Below are 19,250 nucleotides of genomic sequence, written 5' to 3'. Positions count from 1 at the left end.
CTACATCAAAACGATCACGATGACCGAGCCCCACAGGGCCAGCAAGACGTTGCCCACGGCATAGCCAAGACCATAGCCCAGGGTTGGAACCTGGCTCTGTGCCGCTTCCTGCACGGCAGCCAGACCGGGGGCCGAGGTCCCTGCCCCGCAGCAGGTGCCCGCCAGAACGCCCTCGTTTATGCCAAAGACCTTGCACCCAACAATGACCGCCGACCCATGGGCCAACAATACGATGGCCACCGACCCGAAGATCAAAGATGGCCCGCTTTCGATCACCCCGGTCACAAAGCTCGGCCCCGAGGTGATGCCCACGCAGGCCACAAACACGCACAAACCCAAGGAGTCGAAAATCCACAGCGTTGCCTCGGGCACAAAGCCGAATGTGCGATGGACCGAGCGCAACCACCCCGCCACCAGACCGCCAAGCAGTACTCCGACCGACGTCCCAAGCCCCAGTTCTATCGCGCCGTACTTCAACGCGGGGATACCGATCAACCCGCCCATCAGGATGAAAAAGGCCACAAAAACCATATCGGTCTTGCTGGTTTCGCGGTCCAGATAACCAAGGCGTGCAGCGGCATCCTCGATATGACTGCGAGTGCCCGAGACGGTCAGCACGTCACCCTTGTGCAGGGTCACGCCGCGAAAGATTGGCAAACGCTCGCCGCTGCGCATGATGCCGCGCAGGTAGATGGTGCGCGCTTCGGGACGGGCGGACAGTTCAGCCAGGGTCTTGTTGACCACCTCGTTGTTGGTCACGACGATGTCGTTGGTTTGAACCGGCAAGTCCAGAAGTTCGGGGTCTTCAACCTCTTCCCCCAATAAGGCGGTGTGTTCGATCAGATAGGATCGCACGCCGGCGATGGCGGCTATGTCACCCTCTTGCAGCACCATATCGCGAGTGGTGGGCAGGATCTTATTGCCCCTGCGGACACGATCGAAAAACGCGCGAACATGTTCGGGCACGCGGGCCTCAAGCTCGGAAATCCTGTGGCCGACGAATTCGGGGGTGATACGATAAGCGCGTGCTTCGAAATCACGGTGTTCGGACACCATCGGAGCGTCGTTGCTGTTCAACCCGGCCTCGTATTCTGCACAGGCCTCTTTCAGCGACCTGCCATAGAGTCTGGGCGCCAACTGCGTGTGGAAAAAGATGGTCGCAATGACCCCGACGAAGTAAGCCACGGCAAAACCAGTGGCAATCTCACCGTCGAAAATGGCTTGCGCGGCCTCGTCGGCGCCAGCTTTGGCAAAGGCGTCAATGGCAACACCCAAGGTCGCGCTTTCCGTGACACCGCCTGCTAAAAGCCCCGCAGCAATTCCAACGGACAGCCCCATAAGCGGAGCCAACAGCACCGCGACCAACAGCGCCACAACACAAAGCAACACTGTGATGGCAATCTGCGGCAACGCACCAAAGTTCAAAGACCGAAAAAACTGTGGCCCGGTTCGGTACCCAATGGAGAACAGAAACAGTAAAAAAAACGCCTGTTTCAGGTCATCTGAAACGATCACTCCGGTCTGGCCGACCAGAACACCTGCCAGAAGACAGCCCGCCACCGATCCAACGGTAAACGAGCCGATGGTGATCTTGCCTAACGCATAGCCAAGGGCAAGGCTGCAGAACAAGGCCAGCGCAGGATGAGGGCCCAGGATCGACCCGATCAATTCCATGATAAGCTCCCCTTCACTGCGGCTCTGCCTCAGCCGTGTAGCGGCAATCCTTTCGAGGCCCGATAGGCCTGTACATAGCCCACAGCCACCGCCCGCACGGCACGCCCAATCTGGCGATAGGCGCTATCGTCCAGATTGGCGAAAGAAACACGTGCCGACCAGTTCGGTGCGTCAAAGCCCGATCCGTTCAACAGCACGATCCCGTGGTCCTGCGCCAGCTTGAACGAGATATCCAGCGGGTGGACGTTTTCTTTGATCCACACCACCACCTCTTCGCCAACATATTTTCGCAGCCAGAATTCGAAATCAATGATGCCGTAATATTTGTCAAACAATGGGTTGTCGGGCACGTCGATACCCATCCCCTCGACCAGTTCATCGAAACGGTGTTTCAGGATACCCCAGCAGAACTTCTGATATCCCTTATCTTCGTCCATCAACTCGACCAGCGAAAACAGCGTCATCATCACCTGCTGCGGCAGGGACAGGCCTGCCGTGTGGTTCAGTGCAACATCGCGGCTGTCGGCGACGATCCGGTCGATGAACTTGAACGACGACGGATCGGGGGTCAGCGTCTCGTATCGCGCATTGACGACGGTCTTGGTTTCCTCCGGAGCCTCGGCAATCATCTTGTCAAAGATGTTGTTTTCGGCCACCAGAATGGCCCCCAGACGCCACCCCGTGCAGCCAAAATATTTAGAGTAAGAATAAACCCCGATGGTGTTCTCGGGCAGATGACCCATAACGGACTGAAAGTTTGGAACGAAGGTGCCATAGACGTCATCAGTCAGGATGATCAGGTCAGGCCGCCGGGTTTTGACGAACTGGACCAGTCGGGTCATGACCTCGGGACTGATGGCGACCGAGGACGGGTTGCCCGGGTTGACCAGGAACAACGCTTTTACTTTTGGGTCGGACAATTGCTCAAGATCGTCATCGGTCAGCTGGAAATGGTCCTCTTCTTCCGAGGACACGTCCACCACATTCAGCCCGTAATCTTCAAGCACCGGCATTTCCAGATAGGGCGTGAAAATTGGCGTGCCCAGCGCAATGGTATCGCCCGCATTCAGCAACCGTTGGTTTTTGAGCGCCTTGAAAATATAGCACATCGCGGCAGTGCCGCCTTCGACCGCGTAAATGTCAAACTTGGCATCGGGCCGGTGCCCTGCGCACATCGCCCACATCACGTATTCATGGACGATGGCTTCGTTATGCGCCATGCACCGGTCCGGCATTGGATAATGATCACCGACGATGCCATCGGTCAGTTCCAGCACGAAATCGTCTGGGGTAAAACCGAATCTCTCAATCGCGAAATCCACCACAGCGGCCAGAGTATCTGCGCCCGGAGGGCCGTTCTTCGCGATCGAGTCCGCGCAATAGGCGTTGAGCCGATCATAGCAACCCGGCCCCTGCGGCATCCCTGCCAGACCGACCAGCGCTTCGTTGCGATGGCGCTGTGCTTCGGTCATGGCGAACTGACCCAGCAGGAAAAACGCCTCGCGCGCTTTGGAGGCGATCCAGTTTGGATTGCCACGCCCTGCGTTCAGATAAGGCAGCGCCATCTGGCGTGACTCTTTCTGCGCCAGCTTGATCAGTTCATCTTTGATTTGAAAAGGACTTAGGTTTTCGAACTTATGCAGGTCCAGTGTTTCTGACATGGCATCAAACCCTTGCGTTAAAACAATCGGAAAAATTCTATCGGATCGTACGCAAGGATTCGCATGTGTGTAAACTGTGTAGTCAGTCGCTGACGTTGGGATAACTGCGCAGCGGTCAGTTGATCCGGGACGACGCTGCCAGTGCACCGGCCAGCGCATTCTGAATCTCACCAGGGAATTCCCGCCCCTTTTCATGCAGCCCTGCGGCAACCCATCCGACAGTATGCCCCCGACTGCCAATGTCATTCGCCCGAACTATCGTCGGCGACGTGTGCTCGACGCTGACCAAAGCCATCGACCGTTCAATCTCACTATCGGTCAGCACCATTTTGACGGCACTGAAAATATCCATCGAAACCTGCAAGGTCTGATGCTCAAGCCGATGCGCAGCGCCCGTCAACATACGGGTGCAAAAGGCTGACAGGAAATACCAGCGAAAAATGGAAAAGACACGGTCCTGCAACTCACCATGTACTGCGGCGCCATCTTTGGCTGCGCAGGCGACCTGTTCAAACGCGGCCTCGGCAGCTTTGGATGCCCGGAATATCTCGCGCTCGCGCTTTGCGATCGAGATGACACGCGGCGCAATCTCAGTTGCGGCTTCGTGGGATTCCAAATTCATAGATGTCCTCCAGCATTAAAGTCTAATGAGGACATGGAAATTCTAAAGGAAATCCGAATGCGATTTAACGCCATTTTTTGCAGAAAACATCCCTTTGTTGGCGAAATAAAAATGTCACGACCAGCTATTTAACACAAACATAACTGGCGGAAAGGATGTAATTTCCAGCAGGTATGTTGAAAACATGCACATTAAGATTGGGGCAAATTGCGCGGTTTCGACCGAAAGATACATAGAACTGACACGATCTTGTAATAGTTATGCCCATTTCCGCATCTATGAATACCTAATCCTGCTGATCAGTTTACGAGTTTGAATTTAACGAGGGGGTACGAGCGGGACCAGGGGGTGAGCGCCTGACCAACCGGGCTCGCCTATGGGCAGAGCAGCTCCCCCCGCCGCTTACGGCCACATTTCACCGCGCCTATCCAGCAAATTGACCGACACACAATTTTGCTACGTACGTGGTTCTGGCCTTCATCGATAAAAAGCCCAATACTCGGATGAAGAGAGCTCATCTGAAATCAGGCAATGCTTCCCAAATCATCATGTCCAGACGCCACTATAACCTGCCGCCCCTGACCACCTTGTCCGCCTTCGAGGCCGCCGCGCGGCATCTGAGCTTTAAGAACGCAGCCGAGGAACTGTCGGTCACGCCGGGCGCGGTCAGCCACCAGATCAAGGCGTTGGAGGGCGATCTGGAAACCACGCTGTTCCAGCGCAAGCATCGCGGCGTCGATCTGACCGAAGACGGCAACGCGCTTTACGAGGCGCTGTCGTCGTCATTCGGGCGTATCTCGAAAGTTCTGGCAACGATCCGTGACCGCAAATCTGGCGGCAAGGTCACGGTCGGATCGACCACGGCAGTGGCGGCGTTGTGGTTGTCGCCCGCCGTGATCCGATTTTGGCGCGAAATGCCGGACGTCAACGTGGACCAGCTGTCGCAGGATCGCCCTTTTCGGGACCGACCGGATGTGGACTTCTTTATTCGCTACGGGCGCGACCCCGACCCGAACTTGACGCATACGCCCCTGTTCCGCGATCACCTGATCCCCGTCGCCAGCCCCGAGGTCGCGGAACGATTGGCTGGTGCTGACCTCGACGCGCTGGCAGCCGAACGCTTGATCCACATGGCCTCGGAAGACCGCACTTGGACCACCTGGCCGGAATGGTTCAAACAACTGGGATATGTGGGCACGATCCCGATTGACTCCAGGGTGAACAGCTATTCGGTTGCCCTGCAACTGGCGCGCAAGGGGGCTGGGCTGACGCTGGGTTGGCAACGGCTGATCCAGCCGATGCTGCAATCGGGAAAGCTGGTCGCCATTGGCCCGCACTATCTGACTGCGCCCAACCAATTCTACATTGTTGGCCGCCCGGAGGAAGACCTCTCGGACAGCGCCCGCGCCTTAAAATCATGGATCATTCAAGAGGTTCAGGACGGTTCAGTTTAGATCAGATCACCCAGTGGTGAGGTTTTCTGATATTGAGAAAGGGCCACACCATCCTCCAATACGGAAAAGAACGCATCTAGCAACCCACAGGAGAGCCCGATGAACAAGCACAGCGCGCTGTCATCCGTTCTGAACGATGTGACCATCGCAAATGGCCTGCCGAATGAACACTATATCGACCCGGTTGTTTTTGCCGAAGAAAAGCGCTCGGTCCTCTTTGCCAATTGGTCCGGGATCGGGTTTGGTCTGGATGTCCCCGAGGTAGGCGATGCAAAACCGGTCGACTTTCTGGGCATGCCACTACTGATCGTCCGTGATCGCGACGGAGAGATCGGGGTTTTCCAGAACACCTGCCGCCACCGCGGCATGATCCTTGTGGATACGCCCCGCAAGATCGAAGGCGCGATCCGCTGCCCCTATCACAGTTGGTGCTACAGCCTGAAAGGTGAGCTGCGCGCTACCCCGCATGTGGGCGGCCCCGGTCAGAACAAGCACGAAAACGTCGATCACAAGGATCTAGGGCTGGTGCGTGTCCGGTCGTATGTCTGGCGCGATGTGATCTTTGTGAACGTAGACGGCAACGCACCGGAGTTTCAGGAAGCCCATGGTGCCCTGCTGGATCGGTGGAAGGAATTCGAACAACCCCTGCATGACGGCGGCGAGATGGCCTCGTTCAAGCTGGAGGTCAAAACCAATTGGAAACTGGCGGTCGAGAACTACTGCGAAAGCTATCACCTGCCTTGGGTGCATCCCGGCCTGAACAGCTATTCCCGGTTGGAAGATCACTATAACATCGAAGTCCGCGGGCATTACTCCGGTCAGGGCACGCTGGTCTACCGGCAGCTAAAGGATCAGGACGGCACCACCTTTCCCGATTTTGAAGACCTGAGTGACAAGTGGGATGAAGGCGCGGAATACGTAGCCTTATACCCGAACGTCCTGTTGGGGGTGCAGCGCGACCATGCCTTTGCAATCTTGCTTGAGCCGGTCGACCACGAAAACACCGTCGAACATATCCGGCTGTACTATGCCAAAAGCGTTGAGGACACGCCGCATCTGGACGGGCTTCGCACCACAAACGCACAACAGTGGCAGGCCATTTTCGAAGAAGATGTCTTTGTTGTCGAAGGTATGCAAAAGGGTCGCCACGGGGTGCTGTTCGATGGCGGACGGTTTTCACCCGCAATGGACGGGCCGACCCATAACTTCCATCACTGGGTCGCAACGCAGATCGAAAACGGACGGGCGGAGTAACCTCTCGGCCGGCCCCTTTTGGCAGGAGGTCCAATGGAAAAAGACGAATTGGATCGCCTGCTGTTAAAGGCCCATGAGCAGGACGATCATGCTGCCCTGATCCACTATTACACAATGGCTGCGGATGAGCGCGAGGCGGCACAGGACATTGATGCCGCTTGTTTTTACCTAACCCACGCCTTTGTCTTCGCGCTAGAATCCGGTGCGCCCGAGACCGAGACACTTAATGCACGCCTTGTCGCGCATGGTCGTGCACATCGTCTCGAATTTTAAGATTGGTGTCACGTCAGGGCGAATGCGCACCAGGCTATCCAAACTCTATGTGACCCCACGGGAAGCTGTTCAGACGTCTTAGGTCCCCTATAGTCAAATGAAACCGTCACGGTTGCTTTGGGAGGGGCAGGTGCATGGCGCACAGTGCGGAAATGCTGATCATTGGTGCCGGGTTCTCGGGGCTGACCATGGCAATCGAGGCACGCAAACGTGGAATCAGCGATATCGCCATCCTTGAAAAAGCGGGCGATATCGGCGGTACATGGCGCGAAAACACCTATCCCGGCGTGGCATGCGATATTCCCTCGCATCTGTATTCGATGGCCACGCACCTGAACCCGGACTGGAGCCGCGCCTATGCCGGTGGGGCCGAGATTCAGGCGTATCTGCAAAAGATCTGCCAGGATGAGGGCCTGTACGATCTGTGCCATTTCCACCAGCAACTGAAATCCGCGCGCTGGGACGGCGACCAATGGCAGGTGGAAACCGAGGGCGGGCAGCACTGGACGGCGCGCTTTTTAGTCTCGGCCATTGGGGCACTGCATCTACCGGATGTGCCCGACATACCCGGTGCCGACGGCTTTCCCGGCCCCAAGTTCCATTCTGCCGAATGGGATCACGACGTTGAACTTGTGGGTAAACGCATCGCTGTGGTCGGCACCGGTGCCTCAGCCGTTCAGTTTTTGCCTGAAATTGCGAAAACGGCAGCCCAAATCACCATCTTCCAACGGACCGCGCCCTACGTCCTGCCCCGCCCCGACGGGCCAATTGCACCGTGGGTTCGCAGCCTCTATAGGCGCATCCCCATCCTGCCCCGGATACGCCGCAAACTGATCTACTGGATTTTTGAGTATCGCCACCGTGTGTTTCGGGGCGAAGAGCGGATGGTCAACTTTGCCATGAAGATATGGAGAAACGGGCTGGAGAAAGCGATAACTGACCCCGAACAACGCGAACGCCTGACCCCTGGCTACAGGATTGGATGCAAACGTATCCTCAGTTCGAATGACTGGTACACGGCCCTTGCGCGAGACAACGTGACAGTAATCCCGCACGGGGTGGCGACAATCGAAGGAGATCAGATCATCGCCGCGGATGGCAGCCGGACCCAGGTCGATGTATTGATCTGGGGCACAGGCTTTCATGTGACGGACGTGGTCGAGCGTCTGGACATCACCGGAACCGATGGCCTGACCCTGCGCCAAGCGTGGACCGATGGGATGCAGGCCAATCTGGGCACTGCCATCGCAGGTTTTCCAAACTTCTTTATTCTGTTGGGGCCACATACCGGATTGGGCCATAACTCGGTCGTGCTGATGATCGAAGCACAGGTCCGCCATATAGGCCGGGTGCTGGATCAGATGCAGCGCAACGGCTTACAGGCCATCACACCTGACGCCGCGAAACAAGAAGCCTTTACGCAGGAAATGCAGGACCGCCACTCAGACAGCGTCTGGCAAGCGGGCGGCTGCACCTCGTGGTATCAGGATGCCCAAGGCCGTAACACGACGCTTTGGCCCGGCACCGTATCCGAGTATGAAAAGCGCATGGCCCGATCCGGGCTGGAACAATATCACCCTGCCCCTCCCCCAGCCGGAGATCGTTGACATGACCACTCTTCTAACCATCGCCCTGCTGATCGTCGCATTTTTTGTCGGCATGAAACTGTGGACTCGCAAACTGACTCGCCAAGGCCAAATCCGAGTTCCGCAGCTTGGGGTCATCGCGCCCGTGAACGGCGGCAGCATCCATTATGTGGAAAAGGGCGATCCGTCGAAGCAGACCCTTGTCATGATCCACGGGCTGGCTGGGCAGTTGCAGCATTTCACCTATGCCTTGGTCGACATGCTGGCCGATGACTATCACGTCATCGCAGTGGACCGGCCCGGCTGTGGCTATTCGACCCGCGACAGTGCCGATCTGGGCCGTCTGCCCGAACAGGCGCGCATGATACAAGAGTTTCTGGACAGCAAGGACGTCACCGACGCTGTCCTTGTAGGCCATTCCTTGGGCGGCGCGGTGTCGTTGGCGATGGCACTGGACCACCCAGAAAAGATCAAGGCCCTGGCTCTGCTAGCCCCTCTGACGCAAGTTTTGCCGTCGACACCCCAGGTTTTCAAACCACTGGAAATCCGCACGGAATGGCTACGCAGCCTGATCGGCAACACAATCGCTGTACCAGTGGCCGCCAAAACTGCACCACACACTCTGGATGTCGTTTTCGCCCCCGACCCTGCGCCTGCGGACTTTCTGGATCGTGCTGGCGGTGCGCTTGGACTGCGCCCGTCGGCCTTCATCACCGGATCGCAGGACGTTGTGGGGATTGATGACAGCATGGCGGCGCAGGTCGCCCGCTATGAGGAGTTAGCCGTACCCGGCGGCATTCTATACGGCACACAGGACGCTATACTTGCAGCCCACGCGCACGGCGATCCAATGATCCAGTTCGGCCTGTCAAACGAGTGGATTGACGGGGCAGGTCATATGATCCTGATCACGGCACCGGACACATGCGCCGCATTCATCCGCCAGATCGCAGAAACCAAGTATTTCGAAACCAAGGCGGCGCCCGAGACGGTTTGAACGGCGTGGAAAAGAATCCGGCTTTGACCGTGTTTTCCCTCTTGACCCGCCACAGCCCCTCGCTTAAATCGCCTCTCACTCATGGCGGAGTAGCTCAGTTGGTTAGAGCAGCGGAATCATAATCCGCGTGTCGGGGGTTCAAGTCCCTCCTCCGCTACCAAATTTCCCAGTTATAGCATTGAAAACAAAGGGAAATATGGGGAGCCAAAAACAACTTCCCATCATTTTACCCACATTTCCGCCCTCATATTGCCCAAATGATGTTGGGCGAAGCGCAAAGCGCAGCGGCAGCTTTCGGACAAAGTGGCGCGATTTGCCGGAAAGGTTCTTGCCAATAGTTGGCCACAGAGCGTGACTTACCCTACACGGGTGGAAATTGTTGCTTCTACGTCGATTCGTTCAAGTTTTAATGGCGAGTTTGTTCTTCGTAACCTGAAAGCTGAGATCATGTAGAGTGATCCTTTTCGAACGCGGCCATAGCCCTTTGAAGGCTGTAGTAAGGTGTCACAATCGCTATTCCCGTGTTTATTTGCCCCGAGGAAAGAGCGTTTCCCGCATCTACTTGATCTCCTGACGCATCGTAATGCCCATGGATCAGACCTAAGAAGAAGAACATCGGGTCGCTTGAATTAAAGAACTTCACGTTGCCTTCAATTGACCGAGTAAATCCGAGATTGAGGAATACAGGCGAGCCACTCAGCCCTCCGATGGAACGTGCCTCTATTAGATATGCATCAATTTCCCCAAATCCTTCGGTTCTAACTTTCTCGTCATCCATAGCCGCTAGATTGCCAACGCGAATGATAGGGATATTTTTACCCTTCCCAATATGATGCCGGAATAAACCAGTCATGAAAATCTCATCTCCCAGAGAAACTTCATGCTCTTTGATCACATCATTATTCAAGAACATGTTGGTAGGCAGAACTAAGTGGTCTGCGGTTTCAGGCACTCTCACGCTAAGGATGGCAACATCGGAACCGTCATCCGGGCAAGCAAACCAGTCTGTAATTCTACTTTTGATGACCTCAGAAGCGTCTGCGGCCTTCATATTTAGCCTGATTGCTACTTCCTGAACGCCCTTGCTTTTGAGGCCATCAATTACGTGCTTAGCAGTTACCGCATAAACGTGGCTGGCTTTTCCGCCCCCACTGTCACGTCCCACAAAAAAGACCGAACCGACTGCGTCGAACTCGCCACTCTGTTGGTTCCAGTATCCAATGTAAGCAACACATTTTCTGATATTCTCTGGTACTCTCATATCTATCGCATCACCTAAAAATGAAACTTACTTTGGGTCGGACCGCATCGAATACTTCAATCGGAGGACACGTCTCTTCGGCATGATCGGGGCAGGTATTTGTTCAATGGGAAACTCCAACTCAAGATGAGTTTCTGACATATCGCCGCTCAAATGAGGCCAAGCGGTCCCGGTCGCGCTTTTCCATCACTAAACTCTTCAAGACACTGTGGACTACACCAATTTGATTGTCTGCTAGCCTCGGTGAGATTTCGAGCGCCAACCGTATAGCTAAATCAAAGTCTTTTAGTTGCCCCAATGTGTTTTCGAGCGTTAGTGCGCCAGCAGCACCACGATCATTTTCCAACCACTTGACGACTTCAACAATACGGTCGCCCTTACCTTGTACCAAGATTTGTCGAAAGATCGCCGTCTTCATTTTGGGCGGAACATGAGCGTCAAGGATTTCCAATGTATGCCGTGCGTGCCAATCCAAGCGTGTTATGTACGACGCGAGCCTCTCAGCTTGATCCGCGTTGCACTCGAATGGAACGTCCGACAAAAAATTCAATACGTCTTGCCAATCAATGGCCTCAGACCCCATCCAGCGCAAAACTGCATTTTCAACGGCCCGAACATCAACATTTCGACCAAATTTAATCTGCATCGCAGCTTGGTATGTCGCTTTAAAACTGGTTTGTCTCAGCCAATAGTCATCGAGTTGAAACGTTGTATTGAAGTAAGCCAGAAAATCCCCCAAGCTTTCGTGAAAAGTTGGCTCCCACAATCGCTCCAACACGTCCACAGTTCCTTCGTTCACCGGGCATTCAAGATCACCCAGTAATACGAACAATTCGACAAAGAACTCGTGTTTAAGGATTGGCTGCCATTCTACAGACTTGACTAAGACATTATTTGTAAATGAGGCGGGCAACGGTATTTGAAGGCGGTCGAATTCAAATATTGGCAGCAGCAGCAATTCAATTAGATCACCCTCTCCCAAACTGATTGGCACCTCACTTGGTCTTAACCCCAGACCGTTTGGTACAGCACTTGATCGTAAGTATAGTTCCTCGTTAGTGGTAACTGCCGCAATAAACTCCTCAACGCGCTCAATCCACATGTCCCGTTCTGCCGGGCTTACACGACTACGTATCGAGCGTCGCTCTGCACTTCTAAAGGCCCGCATCTGCTGGTCGGTAAGGTTAGCCCCTAGGTAGTCCACTTCCAAAGGTAGCAAGAACTGAATATCCTGCCCCCTAAGATCAACACCGGTCAAGTCGGCACGCCGAAACAAAATCTCGGGCTCGATACCTGCGATTTTGGCAAGCTCTCTGAGATCACCGGTTTCAGCGTCTAGTACGCGCTCAACTGCCTCAAGAGCCGCTGTCAGTGATAGTGATTGCGACATCACAGATCGTCATCTCCGCGTAAGGGTCACTAGCTAAATCACCAGCCACCAATCCTTCATTGAGAAGTGCTTGCTTCAACACTTCACGGGCAGTCATGAGTTTCGCTTTCTTGTGAGCTCCCATTTCAAACAGCTTTTGTTTCTCAGAATCCTTGTAAGTAATGTCGTAGATATCGATGTCCTCTCGCAAACAACGAACCTGCACGCCAGCGACAGGGTTCAAATTGTTCGCATGATCCTTTTCCCGTGCCTCGTCGGTACGACCATCGACTATTGTAAGTCTTGGGGCATTGTGCGCATCGAAGACCGGCCCAGCGAGCCGCTGGTTGTCTAACTCACGCCCATCAACCGACCATGCATGGTTACCCCGAACCATTTTCCACAGTTCATTGTAAAACCCAACGGACTGCTTCGAGTTTGTGACGCTTTCTCGTTGCCATTCGTGCACCCCGCCTATTTCGGCATCGGCCACTGGTCCCTTTGGCCTCAAACTGAGCTTTCCTCTGGTCTTCACACCTGTCTGCTTGCTTTCCGTAAAAGTCACCGACTTTGGGTTTAGCGGGCGTGGAGATCGAACGGTAGCCGCGTCCACACGAAATGGAGCGGAGGCCGGCAAAACAAAAATAATATCGCAACGTTTTACGGAGAGCTTAAAGACAACCTGAGTAGCTGCACCACCGCCAAGTCGTTCCTCGCTGAATGATACATCCGCATGTAGTGTAAATCTGTTAGGAGCTTCCTTGTCCTGTACAAACCATGCGTTCACACTGACCAACTGCTGCAGGCTTCGATGAGTATTGTCTGTGTTTTCACCCAAGCTGCCATCTATATTTTTCAAACGATAATACCTCAGTGATTTGTCAATTTTCCGACAACAAGTTTTAAAGGGGCAGATACCTGTGATGTATTTCAAGGTTGTACGCTGACAGTTACCGCACTGGCTGAAATCTTCAATCGGTCAAGTTGCCTTAAATACACCGTTTCTACACCTTAAGACACCGCCGACTGTTGCGTCGCAAGCTTCAGCATCGCCGAACAAAATTTTTAACACGGCTTGAAAAGTCCCTAACAACATCGCAACCAAATCGGAGTATCGGAAACAGATGCGTTGTCCTGACCAACATTTACTTCCCTGACCTCGCAATTCGCTTGAGTTCTGCAAGTTGCTCCTCGGTGAACGCCTCACTCTGATGCACGGTAGCAATATCCATGTCATGAGGCATATAAGTTGCGATCCTGTATCCCTTCACGACATTAGTCCCGTAGTCCACATGCATAGAGCCGAGTATCCATTGACCCGCCTCTGTTTTGATCAAATGGACTTCGCCATCGCTGCCGCTTAGATCGACACAAGCCTGTACGAGTGAGTTGATATCCTTGTTCAGCTTTTTGGTAAGCGTTGCGTTACTGTCGTCAGCCAATACTTCGCTCCGGCGTTCATACCAGCGCGCTATCCCATGAGAAGACAAGAAAAAAGTAGTACACGGCTCCTCGTGAACTTCACCTCTTTTGTCAGTCGAATAGCCCTCTTTCTTTATATAGATGCCGGAGTCTTTGTATTCTTCGCCACTTATGGTGAAAACTCTACTGTTGGGCTCTGGTTTGAGCCTCAAGAGAGAAAAAACTTGAACTTTTCTGGCACTTTTCGCGTTGACCCATGCTACGAGCGGATGCTTGATCGTCTGCTTTGCTTGCCGCTTAGCTTCCCGTAACGTCCGAAGTGGCGTGAGTTTAAGCGGCGGATGGGTATCAGCTTGCCTTATAAGTTCTCTAATAATTCGACTTGGCACATTTTTGGAAAGGCCCTGCTTGTTAACTGCCATCCATCCTTCTCATATTTTCTTCTGACTAAACTGAACGAGTACGCGCGCCAAATTTCTAGCAAATGCTAACCCGTGATACCTGCCTGCTAAAAAGCTTGCACAAACGCGAGTTGGTAAAATACCAGCTCAAAACTTCTCGAAACTCTCCAATCTTTGAGTGGCGGCAAGATGCTCGGTCAACTTGCGATACTGCTTTCGCGTGAGTTGCGCTAGGAACTTGCGGCCATCACTCAGCTCGACAGCGGCAATCACATTGTCCGTTTTGCCGCCAAAATAGGACCCAAAGGCTACTCCCAATGGACCGGCGAGAGCCAAGCCGACAAGGCCCCACCCCGCTGTTGCAAGGCCGGAGCGATAAGCCTCTTCATCTACTGTTTCGACTTTAACTACATCATTTTTGATCTGATAGGTGTGCCGTTTGTTAAAGAACGTACTGCTCCCCTTTTCTTTCCGAAGCGTCAGTGCCCCCATCATAACAACGTGATCTTCATGCTTTCCAATATGCAGGCCTTCACCGGCTAAAACTGTAAATCCCATAGACTGTAATCCTACCTAACGATCGGTTTTCACTACAAAAAGAATACGGCTCAAATTTGACTTTCAACTAGAAATTGAAGTGCGACGAGCTTTTGAAAGGCCCTATTTTCTGACTGATCGATGCGCCGACATAGACGCGGACAACCCTTACAGGGATAAGCGAGAACTCATATTTTGATAGGTTTTTAGCTGAAACGATTTCCGGGAAGTTAAGATTGGTTAAAACGTGGGCGCTGCAACCAGTTGCAACGCCCAGCGCGATGTTCAAGGTTAGTTGCAACCAGTTGCACCGTAGCTTGCCCAGAGAGCATTAGCGGCTCCGAGAGCCAACGCGACCGGCCAAAACAAAATGAATGTGCCCTTTACCAGCAGCATTTCCCCAGTCGTTTCTCGTTCTTCCCAGCGCATCACCTCCAATTCGACTTGAGTGACCGCATCCAGTCGAGTGATGTGCGGAACAGATGGCCGGGGCAATACGATCATTCGCCAGAGGATACTACCGATTGCACAATAGGCCGCAGCGAAGAGAAACTCAGTCAGGACCATTTTCTGAACCCTTGCTGCGGCTGTTGAAGTAGTTCGCTTTCAAACTTGCACAAAGGCGTTCTTTTTCACGTTCTAGAGGCTCACTTAGTTCGCGGAAGAGGTCCTTGTCCTCCGCTGCGTCTCGGCGAATTTCACGAATGCGCTGTTCTTGCTGTTCGTCAGGTGCAGCCGAAAGCCGTACAGCATCCATTTCTGCCATACGCTTAAGTTGGCGATCATCTCGTGCATCTCGCAAGCGCTGCAACCGGCGTTCGATGTCGATACCTGCCGGTGACTGCTTGTACAATGTATCCTTCAATAAGGCCCATCCTGTTTCTAAATCATCACCCGCATCCAGCAGGTTTTCTTGGTGTCTGTTCATTGTTTTTCCTTTCGGCTTAAGGGAAAGTTTGAGCGCAGCGCAGGCAAGTTTCTGTCCGTCGCTGCCGCCGTTTTTCAGTGTGAATTCGATTGGTCGGAGTACATCCGGAAAATTTGCCGGATAGATACACCCTCAAACGTGTCGCGCTGGGCGAACAGGTTGTTGTGAAAGTGCTTCACGTACCAATTGCGATGCCTGAAGCGTCGTGATTACGCCGACACGAAAATCTCATATACATCTGTCGTGTTACGCGTCGCCGATAAAATCCATTCCCAATCAATCCACTAAGCGATATCGCGTAAGGTTTCTCATCAAGTCTGGGTGACACATGGGTGATAATCTCCAGATTTCGATTGCCAGCATTACAATCCGCAATACCCCCGAACGCCTAGCCCAGATCTGACATCAGCCCTTGGCCAATGTATAAGCACCAGAAAGAAAGGCGTTCTTTAAATAGACAGGCAGCTTCTCGGGATATTCTTTCACTTCCTTCTTGGCGAAATTGGACAAAGCCACCGGATTGACGAACCTAGTGTGACATCCTTCTGTAAGCTGGATCAGAGTCTCGATTTTGAAAGAGACCGCACCGCCTGCCATACGGCCTTTCTTTGCGCGCGTTTTGATCGCAAATGTTCCAACCTCGTTTTCGCGAGCAAACTCATCAAGCGCGGCCATGAATGAACGCAAATCTGCCTCGGATGTATCATCCTCGAGTTCAATCCTTGTGGTCTTAGGTCGGAGCATCTCCACCTTGCCCTCGTCATCCAGGTCGACGACGGCAAGCCGAACCTCCTGTGCCGATAACTCGCAACCGCATACTCTCATATGTCATTCCTTTGTGTGACAGTTCCTCACTAACATCTTTCGGACCAGAATATATGCCAACTATACCGGTGTCCGCGCCTTATCGCAGTCAACAAGCTTAGTCATTCAGATCCGCAATGCTGGCATAAGGCAAGACGGTTGAAGGCAGTCATGCCGCGCCTAAGAGCCCAAAAAGTCCAGCCAAATCTCTCTGTGAGGCTTTCCTTAGGCACCGAAAGGAATTTCTGAATTGTGAGTTTTGATCTTATTTGATTCTGCAATGCGGACATTCACTTGGCTCACGTCGAACTTCTGCTCCGCGGGACGTAGCGAACTTTGAACTTCTTTCTCTCAAGGTCCGCTTCGTTGATCAGGGCTGGACAAAAACGATCGTCTTCTCGGCTATCAGCCTTCTGGTTTGGTGCGGTTGAGAACTACACATCGGCGCGCTTCAAGAAGGTCAACGCGAGACCCAAGGCGACAAGAAGACCACCACAAATTCTGTCGATCCAGAGCGCCCCACGATTGCTGAGAAACTGAACTGCTTTTGCGCCCAGGCCCGCATAGGCGGCCATGACGATCACATCGACGGCGATAAAGATCAGAGCCAACGTTACATACTGCTGAAACATCGCTTCAGTCGGTGTGAGGAACTGCGGAAGGAAAGCTGTGAAGAACAGGTAGCCTTTGGGGTTTGTGACAGCGACGAGAAAGCTCTTCCTAAAGACTGCAACGCTGTTGTGAAGCGTTCCCGATCTGTTGTCTTCGGATGGGTTCGCGACCGGTTCCAACTGGCCGGAAGATCGCATCATCTGTACGCCCAACCAGACGAGGTAGCCGACACCGATCCATTTGACGACGCTGAACCAAAAAACTGATGCGGCCAGAAGTGCTCCGAGCCCCAGACCGGCAGCCGTGATCAGAACAGCATCAGAGAATGCGGCCCCTGCGATGCCGTACCCTGCCGTAGCGATGCCGAATCGTGATCCATTGGACAGGGCGAGGAGAACGGTTGGGCCGGGCGTCATAACAACAACCAGCGCCAAAAGGGCGAATGTCAAAAGAGACAATTCCATCATGCGGACTCCGAATTCAGAAAGTAGATGGCTAGGCCGGTCAGGATCAGGCAAACCCCGCTCAAAATGGTCCTAAGCAAGTTCCAAACCTGCCAGGAGGCTGAGTAGTCTTGCCAAATTTCACGGGCTGATCCGATGTCAGTTGGTACGGCAACCTCCGCCAGGGCTTCATTCATGGGGACATTCACCGTTGCTGTGACGAGCAAGGCACCGACGATGTAAAGAATGGCGGCGAGTCCAAAGTGCACGGCTGATTTGTTCCTGCTCTGCCGGGCCGCGATGAATGCCGTTGCCGCCAAAATGATTGGAGTCAGAAAGAAGGCCGGGAAAAACACCGCGTTTCGGACGGAGGTGTTCATCGCTTGCATCGCGGCGATTGCCGTTCGCGGGTCCGTCGCGTCCAAACCCCACATCGTCGAACATACCCAAGCGTAGAAAAAGCCAAAGATGGCCCCGATGCTTAGGAGTGAAAGCATCGACATTGGCAGAAGCAACCGAGCCATTAGACTTGCTCCGCCTCAAGTTCCCGGTGTTGGCGCGCTGCTGACACGACCGAGGCAAAGATGACCACCGCAGCGAATTGACCAAGCAGAACCGCCGGATAGATCAGACTAAATTGCGCATCGAAATATTTTTGAGGCCCGAAGGACACCAAAGCCATGATTGCAGCGAGAGCGCTTAAAATGCGTCCCGCCCGACTGTCCAGCGGTTGCACGATGATAGCCCCCAAAGCGACAGACATCGCAGCTCCTAGAAATGGAGCAATGCCGAACAAGGGCGTGGCGATGGGCGGGTGAGGTCTGATCCCGGCATACAGGGCGGAAAGCATGATCCCCTGCAGAAGAATGAGTGTCGCCAGGGCGGCGATGACATGACGATTAGATTGTTCCATTGCTTCTCCAAAGCGTAACTATGATTACGGTTGCATGTATCCGTAATTACAGTTACGGTTACTGTCAACAGGCTGGAGAATAATTTTGCGTGAAGAGAAACGATCCCTGCGGCAGCAACAGATCGAGACGGCGGCATACGAAGTGTTGGAGGCCAAAGGGTACGGAGGTACGTCCATGCAGGGAATTGCCAAGCATGCACGCGCCTCGAATGAGACGTTGTACAACTGGTACGGAGACAAACAGGGGTTGTTCCGCGCCCTTGTCACACGGAACGCTGAAGAAGTTAAAGCGCATCTGGAATCCGAACTGCAAACCGACCATGACGCGCTTTCAATTCTGGGAACGTTGGGTCCGAAGCTTTTGGATTTGCTGACAGGTGATCGCGCTGTTGCCCTCAATCGAGCCGCAGCAGCCGATAGCAGCGGCGAACTCGGCGCGACGCTTTCAAAGGCGGGGCGAGAGGCAGTGTTCCCACTGCTCGAACGGGTGTTGCTGCGCGCCCGGGACGAGGGCGTGCTCAACTTCAAACATACCGGAGAGGCTGTGGCGCTCTATCTGGACCTGCTGATTGGCGATCAGCAGATCAGGCGCGTCATAGGCCGCCTTCCTCAGCCATCGGAGACCTTTTGCCAAGAGCGGTCCGCGCGGGCTGTCAGGCTCCTCCGCGACCTTCTCGGCTAGACTCAAAGCTACCAAAGGAAATCAAAACATGACGACCCTTCTCGCGCCCAATGCCTGCCAGACCATGGCCGATCTCCGCGCCCAAATCGACGCGATCGATACGGACCTGATAGGCCTGCTGGTCAAGCGCAGCCACTATATCGACCGGGCAGTGGACCTAAAGAAGATTGAAGGATTGCCTGCACGCACAACGGATCGGGTTGCTGCGGTGCTGGACAAGGTCAGCACAACCGCGTCGGAACAGGGGCTGGACCCGGACCTCGCGCACAAGCTTTGGGCTGAGCTGATCGAATGGTCGATTCAGCGGGAAATCAGGGAGCTTGGGGAATAATGCCTTTCGGAGACGCCAGCGGCGCA

20 protein-coding genes and 1 tRNA gene are annotated in these 19,250 nt (G+C 53.9%); 8 read left to right on the top strand and 13 right to left on the bottom strand.

What is annotated here, in order from left to right:
• The 3 genes from ACR0JB_RS13505 to ACR0JB_RS13495 form a co-directional block, all read right to left on the bottom strand.
• A complete protein-coding gene (locus ACR0JB_RS13505) occupies positions 1 to 1,674 on the bottom strand; it encodes an aspartate:alanine exchanger family transporter (RefSeq protein ID WP_170507283.1) in 1,674 nt (557 codons plus the stop codon).
• Between the two features lie 29 nt (positions 1,675 to 1,703).
• Complete coding sequence (locus tag ACR0JB_RS13500; protein WP_170398453.1) at positions 1,704 to 3,335, bottom strand: bifunctional aspartate transaminase/aspartate 4-decarboxylase; 1,632 nt, start codon at positions 3,333 to 3,335, stop codon at positions 1,704 to 1,706.
• Positions 3,336 to 3,450: 115 nt separating this feature from the next.
• On the bottom strand, positions 3,451 to 3,957 hold the full coding sequence (locus ACR0JB_RS13495; protein ID WP_226688881.1) for a hypothetical protein: 507 nt from the start codon (positions 3,955 to 3,957) through the stop codon (positions 3,451 to 3,453).
• Between the two features lie 548 nt (positions 3,958 to 4,505).
• On the opposite strand from ACR0JB_RS13495, the gene ACR0JB_RS13490 reads away from it, so the two are divergent.
• From ACR0JB_RS13490 to ACR0JB_RS13465, 6 genes are all read left to right on the top strand, one after another.
• Positions 4,506 to 5,411 (top strand): LysR substrate-binding domain-containing protein, encoded by a 906-nt coding sequence (locus tag ACR0JB_RS13490; RefSeq protein ID WP_226688880.1) that lies wholly within the window; start codon positions 4,506 to 4,508, stop codon positions 5,409 to 5,411.
• A 99-nt stretch (positions 5,412 to 5,510) separates the two neighbouring features.
• Positions 5,511 to 6,665 (top strand): aromatic ring-hydroxylating oxygenase subunit alpha, encoded by a 1,155-nt coding sequence (locus tag ACR0JB_RS13485; protein ID WP_480789995.1) that lies wholly within the window; start codon positions 5,511 to 5,513, stop codon positions 6,663 to 6,665.
• 33 nt (positions 6,666 to 6,698) lie between these two features.
• Positions 6,699 to 6,938 (top strand): hypothetical protein, encoded by a 240-nt coding sequence (locus ACR0JB_RS13480; protein ID WP_480789994.1) that lies wholly within the window; start codon positions 6,699 to 6,701, stop codon positions 6,936 to 6,938.
• Between the two features lie 134 nt (positions 6,939 to 7,072).
• Complete coding sequence (locus ACR0JB_RS13475; protein ID WP_170507277.1) at positions 7,073 to 8,545, top strand: flavin-containing monooxygenase; 1,473 nt, start codon at positions 7,073 to 7,075, stop codon at positions 8,543 to 8,545.
• 1 nt (position 8,546) lies between these two features.
• Positions 8,547 to 9,521: an alpha/beta fold hydrolase gene (locus tag ACR0JB_RS13470; RefSeq protein WP_170377306.1), complete on the top strand. Its 975-nt coding sequence runs from the start codon at positions 8,547 to 8,549 to the stop codon at positions 9,519 to 9,521.
• Positions 9,522 to 9,604: 83 nt separating this feature from the next.
• Positions 9,605 to 9,681 (top strand) — tRNA-Met (locus tag ACR0JB_RS13465).
• A 285-nt stretch (positions 9,682 to 9,966) separates the two neighbouring features.
• On the opposite strand, the gene ACR0JB_RS13460 is transcribed toward ACR0JB_RS13465, so the two are convergent.
• From ACR0JB_RS13460 to ACR0JB_RS13415, 10 genes are all read right to left on the bottom strand, one after another.
• Positions 9,967 to 10,782, bottom strand: coding sequence for a serine protease family protein (locus tag ACR0JB_RS13460; RefSeq protein WP_480789993.1), 816 nt, complete (start codon positions 10,780 to 10,782; stop codon positions 9,967 to 9,969).
• Positions 10,783 to 10,903: 121 nt separating this feature from the next.
• Positions 10,904 to 12,172, bottom strand: coding sequence for a hypothetical protein (locus ACR0JB_RS13455; protein WP_480789992.1), 1,269 nt, complete (start codon positions 12,170 to 12,172; stop codon positions 10,904 to 10,906).
• A complete protein-coding gene (locus tag ACR0JB_RS13450; protein ID WP_480789991.1) occupies positions 12,138 to 13,085 on the bottom strand; it encodes a hypothetical protein in 948 nt (315 codons plus the stop codon). Before ACR0JB_RS13450 ends, ACR0JB_RS13455 begins: the two co-directional genes overlap by 35 nt.
• Before the next feature lie 211 nt (positions 13,086 to 13,296).
• Positions 13,297 to 13,995, bottom strand: a complete 699-nt coding sequence (locus ACR0JB_RS13445; protein WP_480789990.1) for a hypothetical protein — start codon at positions 13,993 to 13,995, stop codon at positions 13,297 to 13,299.
• Between the two features lie 126 nt (positions 13,996 to 14,121).
• Positions 14,122 to 14,532 carry a hypothetical protein gene (locus ACR0JB_RS13440; protein ID WP_480789989.1) on the bottom strand — a complete coding sequence of 137 codons (411 nt, stop codon included), beginning with the start codon at positions 14,530 to 14,532 and terminating at the stop codon, positions 14,122 to 14,124.
• Between the two features lie 532 nt (positions 14,533 to 15,064).
• Positions 15,065 to 15,439 (bottom strand): hypothetical protein, encoded by a 375-nt coding sequence (locus ACR0JB_RS13435; protein ID WP_480789988.1) that lies wholly within the window; start codon positions 15,437 to 15,439, stop codon positions 15,065 to 15,067.
• 405 nt (positions 15,440 to 15,844) lie between these two features.
• Positions 15,845 to 16,264: a DUF3010 family protein gene (locus tag ACR0JB_RS13430; RefSeq protein ID WP_170507271.1), complete on the bottom strand. Its 420-nt coding sequence runs from the start codon at positions 16,262 to 16,264 to the stop codon at positions 15,845 to 15,847.
• Positions 16,265 to 16,677: 413 nt separating this feature from the next.
• Positions 16,678 to 17,373: a LysE family translocator gene (locus tag ACR0JB_RS13425; protein WP_480789987.1), complete on the bottom strand. Its 696-nt coding sequence runs from the start codon at positions 17,371 to 17,373 to the stop codon at positions 16,678 to 16,680.
• Positions 17,319 to 17,822 carry an anthrone oxygenase family protein gene (locus ACR0JB_RS13420; RefSeq protein ID WP_421597046.1) on the bottom strand — a complete coding sequence of 168 codons (504 nt, stop codon included), beginning with the start codon at positions 17,820 to 17,822 and terminating at the stop codon, positions 17,319 to 17,321. The genes ACR0JB_RS13425 and ACR0JB_RS13420 overlap by 55 nt, the downstream gene beginning before the upstream one ends.
• The gene (locus tag ACR0JB_RS13415) at positions 17,822 to 18,211 is read right to left on the bottom strand and encodes a hypothetical protein (protein ID WP_421597047.1); all 390 of its coding nucleotides are present in this window, start codon (positions 18,209 to 18,211) and stop codon (positions 17,822 to 17,824) included. Before ACR0JB_RS13415 ends, ACR0JB_RS13420 begins: the two co-directional genes overlap by 1 nt.
• A gap of 85 nt (positions 18,212 to 18,296) precedes the next feature.
• On the opposite strand from ACR0JB_RS13415, the gene ACR0JB_RS13410 reads away from it, so the two are divergent.
• Together ACR0JB_RS13410 and ACR0JB_RS13405 are read left to right on the top strand one after the other, a co-directional pair.
• Positions 18,297 to 18,893 carry a TetR/AcrR family transcriptional regulator gene (locus tag ACR0JB_RS13410; RefSeq protein WP_421597048.1) on the top strand — a complete coding sequence of 199 codons (597 nt, stop codon included), beginning with the start codon at positions 18,297 to 18,299 and terminating at the stop codon, positions 18,891 to 18,893.
• Between the two features lie 28 nt (positions 18,894 to 18,921).
• Positions 18,922 to 19,224 carry a chorismate mutase gene (locus ACR0JB_RS13405; RefSeq protein WP_421597049.1) on the top strand — a complete coding sequence of 101 codons (303 nt, stop codon included), beginning with the start codon at positions 18,922 to 18,924 and terminating at the stop codon, positions 19,222 to 19,224.
• The last annotated feature ends 26 nt before the right edge of the window (positions 19,225 to 19,250 follow it).

It is taken from the genome of Ruegeria sp. BI7 (assembly GCF_056537925.1).
Note: the sequence above shows the minus strand (reverse complement) of the source record. Positions and strands in the feature narration are given on the sequence as shown.

Excerpts from the sequence above, each read along its gene's own strand:
- ACR0JB_RS13505 (WP_170507283.1), bottom strand. The coding sequence starts at position 1,674 with ATGGAATTGATCGGGTCGATCCTGGGCCCTCATCCTGCGCTGGCCTTG.
- ACR0JB_RS13500 (WP_170398453.1), bottom strand. The coding sequence starts at position 3,335 with ATGTCAGAAACACTGGACCTGCATAAGTTCGAAAACCTAAGTCCTTTT.
- ACR0JB_RS13495 (WP_226688881.1), bottom strand. The coding sequence starts at position 3,957 with ATGAATTTGGAATCCCACGAAGCCGCAACTGAGATTGCGCCGCGTGTC.
- ACR0JB_RS13490 (WP_226688880.1), top strand. The coding sequence starts at position 4,506 with ATGTCCAGACGCCACTATAACCTGCCGCCCCTGACCACCTTGTCCGCC.
- ACR0JB_RS13485 (WP_480789995.1), top strand. The coding sequence starts at position 5,511 with ATGAACAAGCACAGCGCGCTGTCATCCGTTCTGAACGATGTGACCATC.
- ACR0JB_RS13480 (WP_480789994.1), top strand. The coding sequence starts at position 6,699 with ATGGAAAAAGACGAATTGGATCGCCTGCTGTTAAAGGCCCATGAGCAG.
- ACR0JB_RS13475 (WP_170507277.1), top strand. The coding sequence starts at position 7,073 with ATGGCGCACAGTGCGGAAATGCTGATCATTGGTGCCGGGTTCTCGGGG.
- ACR0JB_RS13470 (WP_170377306.1), top strand. The coding sequence starts at position 8,547 with ATGACCACTCTTCTAACCATCGCCCTGCTGATCGTCGCATTTTTTGTC.
- ACR0JB_RS13460 (WP_480789993.1), bottom strand. The coding sequence starts at position 10,782 with ATGAGAGTACCAGAGAATATCAGAAAATGTGTTGCTTACATTGGATAC.
- ACR0JB_RS13455 (WP_480789992.1), bottom strand. The coding sequence starts at position 12,172 with ATGTCGCAATCACTATCACTGACAGCGGCTCTTGAGGCAGTTGAGCGC.
- ACR0JB_RS13445 (WP_480789990.1), bottom strand. The coding sequence starts at position 13,995 with ATGGCAGTTAACAAGCAGGGCCTTTCCAAAAATGTGCCAAGTCGAATT.
- ACR0JB_RS13440 (WP_480789989.1), bottom strand. The coding sequence starts at position 14,532 with ATGGGATTTACAGTTTTAGCCGGTGAAGGCCTGCATATTGGAAAGCAT.
- ACR0JB_RS13435 (WP_480789988.1), bottom strand. The coding sequence starts at position 15,439 with ATGAACAGACACCAAGAAAACCTGCTGGATGCGGGTGATGATTTAGAA.
- ACR0JB_RS13430 (WP_170507271.1), bottom strand. The coding sequence starts at position 16,264 with ATGAGAGTATGCGGTTGCGAGTTATCGGCACAGGAGGTTCGGCTTGCC.
- ACR0JB_RS13420 (WP_421597046.1), bottom strand. The coding sequence starts at position 17,822 with ATGGCTCGGTTGCTTCTGCCAATGTCGATGCTTTCACTCCTAAGCATC.
- ACR0JB_RS13415 (WP_421597047.1), bottom strand. The coding sequence starts at position 18,211 with ATGGAACAATCTAATCGTCATGTCATCGCCGCCCTGGCGACACTCATT.
- ACR0JB_RS13405 (WP_421597049.1), top strand. The coding sequence starts at position 18,922 with ATGACGACCCTTCTCGCGCCCAATGCCTGCCAGACCATGGCCGATCTC.